The sequence below is a fragment of the Paenochrobactrum pullorum genome (assembly GCF_041929845.1).
Classification (GTDB): domain Bacteria; phylum Pseudomonadota; class Alphaproteobacteria; order Rhizobiales; family Rhizobiaceae; genus Paenochrobactrum; species Paenochrobactrum pullorum.
This window is the reverse complement of record NZ_JBHEEH010000021.1, coordinates 21,121-27,594: the sequence shown is the minus strand read 5'-3', so window position 1 is coordinate 27,594 and position 6,474 is coordinate 21,121. Positions and strand designations below refer to the sequence as shown.

5 protein-coding genes and 2 pseudogenes are annotated in these 6,474 nt (G+C 48.2%); all 7 read left to right on the top strand.

Annotated elements, in window-relative coordinates:
* Positions 1–74 precede the first annotated feature (74 nt).
* A pseudogene (locus JNC77_RS16290) lies at positions 75–536 on the top strand (IS5 family transposase); the annotation flags it as partial.
* 27 nt (positions 537–563) lie between these two features.
* Positions 564–1,237 (top strand): annotated as a pseudogene (locus JNC77_RS17635) (Tn3 family transposase).
* Between the two features lie 41 nt (positions 1,238–1,278).
* On the top strand, positions 1,279–1,731 hold the full coding sequence (locus JNC77_RS17630) for a Tn3 family transposase (protein ID WP_445482850.1): 453 nt from the start codon (positions 1,279–1,281) through the stop codon (positions 1,729–1,731).
* Positions 1,732–1,869: 138 nt separating this feature from the next.
* Entirely contained in the window at positions 1,870–2,925 is a 1,056-nt protein-coding gene (locus JNC77_RS16280; protein ID WP_374834400.1) for a substrate-binding domain-containing protein, read from the top strand.
* A 319-nt stretch (positions 2,926–3,244) separates the two neighbouring features.
* The gene (locus JNC77_RS16275; RefSeq protein ID WP_374834398.1) at positions 3,245–4,297 is read left to right on the top strand and encodes an ABC transporter substrate-binding protein; all 1,053 of its coding nucleotides are present in this window, start codon (positions 3,245–3,247) and stop codon (positions 4,295–4,297) included.
* A 91-nt stretch (positions 4,298–4,388) separates the two neighbouring features.
* Positions 4,389–5,225: an ATP-binding cassette domain-containing protein gene (locus JNC77_RS16270; RefSeq protein WP_374834396.1), complete on the top strand. Its 837-nt coding sequence runs from the start codon at positions 4,389–4,391 to the stop codon at positions 5,223–5,225.
* Entirely contained in the window at positions 5,222–6,466 is a 1,245-nt protein-coding gene (locus JNC77_RS16265; RefSeq protein WP_374834394.1) for a sugar ABC transporter permease, read from the top strand. The genes JNC77_RS16270 and JNC77_RS16265 overlap by 4 nt, the downstream gene beginning before the upstream one ends.
* Positions 6,467–6,474 lie beyond the last annotated feature (8 nt).

Below are 6,474 nucleotides of genomic sequence, written 5' to 3'. Positions count from 1 at the left end.
CTCCTTGGTGGCTTTTAAAAACAACCACACTATCGCACAAAAGCGGATCAGGAGGCCGTCCACCACATCAAGTCCAGCACGGAGCTACGGGAAAAAGGGGGAGGGAAATGATGGTGGCATGGGGCGTTCCCGCGGAGGACTCACCAACACGATCCATGCGCTTGTTGATATGGAAGGCCGTCCCGTTACGTTGGGCCTGAGCACCAAGGCAAATTGCAGACTGTCAAGAAGCGGAAGCCCTGCTAGAAACACTGAGTGAAGGGGATATTCTATTGGCTGATAAGAGTTATGACACCAATGCCATACGAGCCAACGCGGCAGAGAGAAAAGCCTGAGCCAATATACCGCCAAAAACCAATCGCAAGGACATATTTTCCTTTTCCGCGTGGATTTATCGCCAGCGTAACCTCGTCGAACGTTTCTTCAACCAGATCAAGCAGTTTCGAGGTATAGCAACACGTTACGACAAAGATCCAGCTGACTTCCTTGCCGTAATCAAGCTCATCGCAATAAGAATTTGGTGTAAAAGTTTATGAGTCCGCATCCTAAACTTATACGAGCACATGCCATCCGCGCGGACCACCGACATCCTGCTCGGTGTGAATAACAAACTTGGCTTCACTAATATTCGCACCGGCGTCGCCTACACCTACCGGATCTGTGTACTTACAGTTTTGCTTGCAGATGGTGTCAATCTGGGACTTCGCAAGATGTCAGATGCTTGTGATATCCATACTTTCTGGGAGCTGCTGCGAATTGAAAAATGGCATGTGCGAGAAGAACAGTTGCGAGAGCGCTTGCCACGATCGTTGAAGCCCAATCCGAACAGCCAATGGCGCAGTTCTGGGGCGACGGGCAGCACTTTCCTGCCGGGTCAACGGAAGAAGCGCTTAACGTCGTCAACGCGCAATATGATAACACTGCAGGTCTTTCAGCCTACAGCCAAGCCTCCAACCAATATGCGCCGTTCTCGACGCAAATAATTTCTGCGACCGCGCACGAGGCCCCGTATATTCTGGACGGCTTCTTCAAAATGACACAGAAAAGCATACACGTGAACATTATGCCGATGCCGGCGGCTTCACAGACCACGGTTTTGTTATTTGCTCCGTTCTTGGCCGTCGGTTTGCTCCAAGAATCCGAGATTTGCCGGACAAAAGGTTGTACATTCCTGTTCCAAGTAGAGTGCCGCTCACTCTTCAGCCGCTTGTTTGAGGCAAGATCAGCGCCCAGCTGATCTGGGAGGGTTGGCCTGACATTCTCCGTTTTGCTGCAAGCATGGTTGCTGGAACTGTAGTTCCTCGCCAGATATTACGGAAACTGGCTGCCTATCCACGACAAAACAGTTTGGCCCTGGCGTTAAGGGAGGTAGTTCGTCTCGAACGCTCGATCTTCATACTCGATTACTTGGATGATATCGACCTGCAACGCCGAGCGCAAATCGGACTGAACAAGGGTGAGGCTCACCACGCCCTAAAACGGGTTGTAAGCTTCAATCGGCTCGGTGAAATTCGTAACCACATCTCCGAAGGGCAACAACATTGCATTGCTAGCCTCAATTTGCTGACTGCCATTATTATCTATTGGAACACATGGAAACTCAGTGAGATCGTCGCCAAACGGGTCGGAGATGGTGAAGACATCGATACAAGCCTGCTTACTAATGTGTCACCGTTCGGTTGGGAACACATAACCCTCACTGGGGAATATCGAGGGCCACCCTTAAGGTAGCATATCCCCCCTCCCACAAACGACCCCATCTAATCCTATTTCATCCGTTCAATTATTGACCAATGGTAGGACTGCAAGTATCCGTTAAGCTATGATTGCAGACTGTGGTTATTCGTAGCGTCGTTGAGAGGAGCTTGTATGCGCAGCACTAAAAAAAAGGCAACGATTTATGACCTTTCGGTTCTTTCAGGTTGTTCGCCTTCAACTGTAAGTGCTGTTTTAAATGGTACATGGCGCAAACGACGCATCAAACAAGAAACAGCAGAAACCATCTTAAAGCTGGCTGAAAAACATGACTATACCGCCAATCGTCAGGCACAAGGCTTACGTCAGTCACGCTCCGGCCTTGTAGGTCTGCTATTACCTTTACATGACAATCGTTTTTTTTCTGCAATGGCTCAAACTTTTGAGGCTCATGTGCGTGCACGAGGTCTATGCCCTGTGGTTGTTAGTGCCGGTCGTGATCCGGAAGAAGAGCGCGAAACGGCAGAGACACTCATTTCTTATTCCATTGATGAATTGTTTATTTGCGGGGCAACAGACCCCGACAGTCTGCATGAGCTTTGTGAAAAAGCTCATCTTCCGCACGTTAATATTGATTTACCTGGTTCAAAAGCACCTTCAGTGACTACCGATAATTTTGAAGGCGGTAAAATGCTGACACAAGCAATTATCAACCAGTTTGCCGATAATCTACCCTTGCAACAGGATGAGCTATGTTTGTTCGGTGGGCGAAATGATGAATCCACACGACAGCGTATCCGCGGTTTTCATCATGTGAAACAAAATTATTTTAACAATAATTTAGAAAATAATGTATTTAAAACGGGTTATTCCCCGTCAAATACATTGCATGCGCTTGATCAGTATCGTGCGCAATATGGCCGTTTACCGCGTGGTTTGTTCATTAATTCATCCATCAATCTTGAGGGACTTCTGCGTTATATAGTGGAGCATCCTGAAGAGCAGCTTAATGATTTGGTGGTTGGATGCTACGATTATGATCCATTCGCATCTTTCTTGTCTTTTCCTGTCTTTTCCATTTTGCAAGACGTAGAGGGCATCATAGCCAAAGCCTTTGACTTAATGGAGCGCAAGGTCAGTCAACCGGAGTTACATCTCATTATTCCAAAATTGATCGCTCCAAAGTCTGCAATTGCGGGTCCATTGGATGCACTTAAGGACATCCAATAAATACCTATCTCTTTGTAGATAATACGAAAATCGGGCAGACAAGAATTGTCATTGACAGCCTTTGAAGGCTGGACCATTATCAACGTGCACAATCGATTGTGCACGTTGCTGTGCAACAAGTTCATTGAGCAAAAAGCTTAATGAAACGAAACTGCCTAATGGGAGACGGCAGCGCAGACAAGTGGAGGCATCGTAAAGTATCGATTTTGTGAACCAGCTTGCCCGGAAGGAAGGTTGGTCTGATTTGATCAGAGTTGCGAGGCAGAGATTTGCCAGCGGTTATCCAGAAAAAATACGACTGAATGTCAGGAGGAAAGTCATGAAAACATTGAAAATGACAAGCGCGCTTTTAGGCGTGATGATGATGGCTGGTGGCACCGCTCAGGCGGAAGTAAAGGATGCTATTGTAGGCTTCTTGATGCCGGATCAGGCATCCACACGATATGAAGAACGCGATTATCCGGGCTTTGCTGCAGAAATGAAGAAATTCTGTGAGAGCTGCAAGGTTCTCTATCTCAACGCGGATGGCGATGCGAGCAAACAGCAGCAGCAATTTAACTCTGTCATTTCGCAAGGCGCAAAGGTCATTGTACTAGATGCCGTCGACACTGCAGCCGCTGCTTCATTAGTAAAACTTGCACAATCTCAAGATGTCAAAGTCATTGCTTATGACCGCCCGATCCCCGATGCGGTTTCTGATTTTTATGTCTCCTTTGACAATGAAGCGATTGGAAAATCGATTGCTGAATCTCTAGTTAAACATTTGAAAGATAAAGGCGTTGCTGGCGACAAAGGTGGCGTGTTGCAGATTAACGGCTCACCAACCGATGCTGCAGCGGGCCTTATCAAAAATGGTATTCATGCGGGTCTGAAAGACAGCGGCTATAAGACACTGGCTGAATTTGACACCCCTGAATGGGCACCAAGCAAAGCACAGCAATGGGCCAGCGGCCAGATCACCCGTTTCAATGATCAGATTGTTGGTGTTGTCGCGGCTAATGACGGTACAGCCGGTGGCGCAATTGCTGCCATGAAAGCATCCGGTATTGATCCGCTTCCACCAGTGACCGGTAATGACGCGACGATTGCTGCACTCCAGCTTATTATTTCCGGTGACCAGTACAACACCATTAATAAACCCTCGGAGATCGTGGCAGCAGAAGCCGCTAAAATTGCTGGCCAGTTTCTGAATGGTGAAACACCTACGGCTGAAGCCACATTATATAATACGCCGTCCAAGCTTTTTGTGCCTGTTGTTGTGACAGCAGATAATCTCAAAGCTGAGATTATTGATAAAAACATTGTACCGGCTGAAATGCTTTGTGTTGATCGCTATGCCGAGGGTTGCAAAAAACTCGGAATAACACAGTAATCCGCGAAGGTGTCCGGTGATTGCCGGACACCTTCTTTTCCTGTTGAGGTAGTGAAACAGGAATATAAGCGACCACAGGGAACGAGTAATAATGTCTCAAGATCACAATGCCTCAACGGCACCCAATCAGCCAGTGTTGCGCCTTAACGGAATATCAAAAAATTTTGGTGCTGTTTCAGCTCTGACAGAGATCAATCTTGAGGTTTATCCCGGCGAGGTTGTGGCTCTTGTGGGTGATAATGGCGCTGGAAAATCCACCCTGATAAAAACACTGGCCGGTGTATATCAGCCAACATCCGGCACGGTAGAATTTAACGGTAAGCAGGTAGTGCTTTCATCACCTGGCGTGGCGCTTGAACTTGGTATTGCGACAGTTTTTCAGGACTTGGCGCTGTGTGAAAATCTTGATGTTGTTGCCAATATTTTTCTTGGGCGTGAAATGAGTCCATATCGACTTGACGAAGTCTCTATGGAAATCAAGGCATGGAAACTTCTCAATGAACTTTCAGCACGTATTCCAAGTGTACGCGAACCTGTAGCTTCACTCTCAGGTGGTCAACGTCAGACCGTAGCGATTTCTCGCTCATTGTTGCTTGAGCCTAAACTCATCATGCTGGACGAGCCAACTGCTGCTTTGGGCGTCGCACAAACAGCCGAAGTGCTGGATCTTATCGAGCGGGTACGTGATCGCGGTTTGGGTGTTTTGATGATCAGCCATAATATGGAAGATGTGCGCGCAGTTGCAGATCGGATTGTTGTTTTACGCTTGGGGCGCAATAACGGCGTTTTCTATCCGGATTCCTCCAATGAAGAACTTGTCGCGGCGATTACGGGCGCCAGCAGCAATTCAGTATCGCGAAGAGCCGCGCGCCGCCAAGTTATATCAGAAGCAGACTCCCGCAGTGCAGACCATGGAGTAGAAAAATGACGCAAGAAACAGGCAATACTCCTCTTGACCGTCAAGATGCGCGCGTGCGCCATGATGAAGGTGTTTCAGGTGCCGTGAGAGGTTTTTTTGATCGCGTTCGCTCAGGTGATCTGGGCTCATTGCCGGTTATTATTGGTCTGGTCATTATCTGGACGGTTTTCCAGTCATTGAATCCTGTTTTTCTCTCAAGCAGTAATCTGGTCAATCTTCTTTTTGACAGCTCCACCATCGGCGTTATTGCACTTGGCATTGTCTGTGTGCTTATGCTTGGCGAGATCGACTTGTCTGTGGGTTCCGTTAGTGGGCTGGCCTCAGCTGTTGTCGGCGTTCTTTGGGTCAATCACGGCTGGCCTGTTGGCATTGCCATCATGGCGGCTTTATGCACCGGTGCTGTCATTGGTCTGCTTTATGCGTTTCTTTATACGCGTTTTAGTATGCCAAGCTTCGTTTCGACATTAGCAGGCTTACTTGCCGCACTTGGTTTACAACTTTATCTTCTTGGCAATACCGGATCGATCAACCTGCCATACGGCTCATGGCTTGTAAACTTTGGCCAGCTGTTGGTTATCCCGCGTCTGCTTTCTTATGCACTTGTGTTAGCCGCCGGACTGGCGATTTTTCTGACGGAGTTCAGTGCTGCTCAGCGTCGTCGTTCAGCTGGATTGTCTGCTGCCTCACCAACGGGTATTGCACTTAAAGCTGTCACAATAACGGTGTTGATCGGTGGCGTTGTTTACTATCTGAATCAATCCCGTGGTGTGCCATGGATGTTTGGTGTATTTGTTGCATTGGTCATTGCTATGAACTATGCGTTGACACGCACTAAATGGGGCAGGGCGATGCAGGCTGTTGGCGGAAATCGTGAAGCCGCACGTCGTGCCGGTATCAATGTGAATTTAATTTATGTCTCAGCCTTTATGACCTGTTCAGTGTTAGCTGCAACAGGTGGCATTCTGGCAGCAGCACGTCTTGCCTCCTCAAGCCAGCAAGCTGGTACGGGTGATGTCAATCTTAATGCCATTGCAGCAGCTGTTATTGGCGGCACCAGCCTTTTTGGCGGACGCGGCAGTGCTTGGTCAGCCTTACTTGGCATTATCGTTATTCAGTCCATTGCCAGCGGCCTGACATTGCTCGATCTCTCATCATCGCTTCGTTATATGATCACTGGTGCCGTGTTGGCTATTGCTGTGATCGTTGACTCCCTTGCCCGTCGTTCGCGCCAATCTCATGGCCGCGCTTAATTTCTGAA

Coding starts and splice junctions, on each gene's coding strand:
- JNC77_RS17630 (WP_445482850.1), top strand. CDS start 1,279: ATGGTTGCTGGAACTGTAGTTCCTCGCCAGATATTACGGAAACTGGCT.
- JNC77_RS16270 (WP_374834396.1), top strand. CDS start 4,389: ATGTCTCAAGATCACAATGCCTCAACGGCACCCAATCAGCCAGTGTTG.
- JNC77_RS16280 (WP_374834400.1), top strand. CDS start 1,870: ATGCGCAGCACTAAAAAAAAGGCAACGATTTATGACCTTTCGGTTCTT.
- JNC77_RS16265 (WP_374834394.1), top strand. CDS start 5,222: ATGACGCAAGAAACAGGCAATACTCCTCTTGACCGTCAAGATGCGCGC.
- JNC77_RS16275 (WP_374834398.1), top strand. CDS start 3,245: ATGAAAACATTGAAAATGACAAGCGCGCTTTTAGGCGTGATGATGATG.